The organism is Azohydromonas lata NBRC 102462 (genome assembly GCF_001571085.1).
GTDB lineage: Bacteria > Pseudomonadota > Gammaproteobacteria > Burkholderiales > Burkholderiaceae_C > Azohydromonas > Azohydromonas lata.
Window position 1 is genome coordinate 1 of record NZ_BCTC01000222.1, and the last position, 3,086, is coordinate 3,086.

At 72.3% G+C, this 3,086-nt stretch carries 1 protein-coding gene; it reads right to left on the minus strand.

Going from position 1 to position 3,086, the window contains the following annotated elements; translation table 11 throughout:
- A partial coding sequence (locus ALA01S_RS30595) for a non-ribosomal peptide synthetase (RefSeq protein WP_157119418.1) occupies nt 1–3,086 on the minus strand: 3,086 nt, incomplete at both ends.

Here is a 3,086-nt window from a genome sequence, read left to right on the forward strand (position 1 = left end):
ACGCCGGGCACCATGTAGTCGGGCAAGGCCGCGCCCAGCCGCTCGCGCAGCGCAGCGCCGTCGATGGCCCGGCCCGGCTGGGGCGACACGTAGCCCACCAGCCGCGTGCCGCCCGGCCCCTCGCCGGCCACCACCACCGCCTCCCGCAACTCGGGCTGCGACAGCAACTGCGCCTCGATCTCCCCCAGCTCGATACGGAAACCCCGCACCTTCACCTGGTGGTCGATGCGCCCCAGGTATTCCAACTGCCCTTCAGCACTCCAGCGCACCAGGTCGCCCGTGCGGTACAGCCGCTCCCCGCCCGCCGTGGCAATGAATCGTTCGGCCGTCAGGCCCGCGCGGCGGAGGTAGCCCCGCGCCAGCCCCTGCCCCGCGACGTACAGCTCCCCGGCCACGCCAATGGGCACCGGGCTCAACCGCGCATCGAGCACCTGCAGCCCCAGGTCCGGGATGGCCACGCCCACCGGGCTGCGCTGCTGCGCCAGGTCCGCCGCGGTGATGCGCCGGTAGGTCACGTGCACCGTGGTCTCGGTGATGCCGTACATGTTGACCAGTTGCGGACACGCCTCGCCGTGGTGCTCGATCCAGCGGCGCAGCCGCTGCGGCTCCAGCGCCTCGCCGCCGAAGATCACCAGGCGCAGCGCCAGCGGCTCGGCGGCGTCGTCGTACGCCTGCTCCAGGCTGGCGAGCTGTCCGAAGGCCGAGGGGGTCTGGTTGAGCACCGTCACCCGTTGCTCTCGCAGCAGCTGCAGGAAATCCGCGGGCGAGCGGCTCACCCAGAACGGCACGATCACCAGCCGGCCCCCGGTGCACAGCGCCCCGAAGATCTCCCACACCGAGAAGTCGAAGGCGTAGGAATGGAAAAGGGTCCACGTGTCCTGCGCGCCGAAGCCGAACCACGGCTCGGTCGCCTCCAGCAGCCGGGTGACGTTGCGGTGGCACAGCTGCGCGCCCTTGGGCAGGCCCGTGGAGCCGGAGGTGTAGATCACGTAGGCCAGATGCTCGGCATGCACCGGCACGCGGGGGTCGGCGTCGGGCTCGCTCGCCAGGTCCAGGGCGTCGAGCTCCAGCACCTGCAGCGGCGCCACCACCGGCACCTGCGCCCGCACCGGGCGCTGCGTCAGCAGCAGCGAGATGCCACTGTCGGCCACCATGTAAGCCAGGCGGTCGGCCGGGTAGGCCGGGTCCAGCGGCACATAGGCGCCACCGGCCTTCAGGATCGCCAGGATGCCCACCACCATCTCGATGGAGCGCTCCACGGCGAGGCCCACCTTCGTTTCCGGGCGCACGCCCAGCGCGATCAGGCGGTGCGCCAGCCGGTTGGCTCGCGCGTTGAGCTCGCCGTAGCGCAGGCACTGGTCGCCGAAGACCAGCGCCACGGCATCCGGGTTCGCGCCCGCATGCCGCTCGACCAGCGCGTGCACCGGCGCCTCGCCGCGGGCCATCGGCCGGCATCGGCTCCATGCCGCCAGTTGCGCCCGCTCGGCCTCGCCCGGCAGCACCACGTCGCCCACCGCCTGCGCGGGCTGCTCCGCCAGCGCGCGCAGCACCGCCACGTAATGCCCGGCCATGCGCGCAATGGTCGAGGCGTCGAACAGCTCCGCCGCGTAGGCGAAGCTGCACGCCAGCCGCCCGTCCAGGCTTTCGCTCGTGTCCAGCGTCAGCTCGAACTGCGCCGCCTGCGCGCCGAGGTCGACCTCGCGCAGCGTCAGGCCGGGCAGTTGCTCCAGCGCCTTCAGGTCGCCACGCTGGTGGTTGAACGCGACCTGGAACAACGGATGGGTGCCCAGGCTGCGCGCGGGCTGCAGGGCGTCGACGAGCTGTTCGAACGGCAAGTCCTGGCACGCCTGCGCATCACGCGCCGCGTCCTGCGTGCGCCGCAGCACCTGCTCCAGGGTGTCGCTGTTGCCCACCACGGCGCGAAGCACCTGCGTGTTCACGAAGAAGCCCACCACGCCCTCGGTTTCCACGCGATGGCGGTTGGCGATGGGCACGCCCACGCGGATGTCCTGCTGCCCCGTGTACTGGCCCAGCAGCACCTGGAAGCCGGCGAGCAATGCCGTGAACAGCGTGGCGCCCTGGCCCTGCACCCGGCGGCGCAGGCGCCCGGCCAGCTCGGCCGGCAGCTCGAAGCCATGCCGCGCGGCGGTGTAGCGCCCGTCGGCACGCCTGGCATGGTCGGTGGGCAGTTGCAGCACCGGGTGCTCGGCGCCCAGGTGCGCCGTCCAGTACGCGAGCTGCCGCTGCGCCTCCCCGGCCTCCAACCAGCGGCGCTGCCACACCGCGTAGTCCGCGTACTGGACCGGCAGCGGCTGCAACGGCGCGGCCTCGCCCCGTCCATGCGCCCGGTACTGCGCCACGAGCTCCTGCACGAGGATCTGCATCGACCACCCGTCCGAGACGATGTGGTGCATCACCACCACCAGCAGGTGCTCCCGCGGCGACAGCCGGATCAGCCCCACGCGCAGCAGCGGACCTTCGCCCAGGTCGAACGCCGTGCCGCTCACGCCCTGCGCCGCTTCCCGCGCCCGCAATTCGCGCTCGCCCGCGGCGAAACGCTCCAGGTCGATCAGGCGGAAGTCGAGGTCGGCGCTCTCGCGAATGACCTGCCGGGCCAACCCGTCCGCGTCGGCACGGAACACCGTGCGCAGCGACTCGTGGCGCCGCACCAGCGCCACGAAGCCGGCCTGCACGGCCGCCACGTCCAGCTCGCCGTGCAGCATGAGGGCGCCGCTGATGTGGTACGCCGTGCTCTGCGGGTCCATCTGCCACAGGAACCACTGGCGCAACTGGGCATGCGAAAGGGCCAGCCCGCCCGCGCGCTGCGCGGGCCTGAGCGCGGGAATGGCCGGCGCCTGCGGCGCGTCACCCAGCGTCACGGCCCGCGCCAACCGGGAGAGGGTCTGGTATTCCAGCATCTGGCGTGCGCTGGCGCGCAAGCCTGCCTTGTGGGCGCGTGCCACCACCTTCAGGCTCAGGATGGAGTCGCCGCCCAGCTCGAAGAAGTTGTCCTGCCGGCCCACGCGCGCCACGCCCAACACTTCAGCCCAGATCGCCGCGAGCCGCTGCTCCACTTCCCCTTCAGG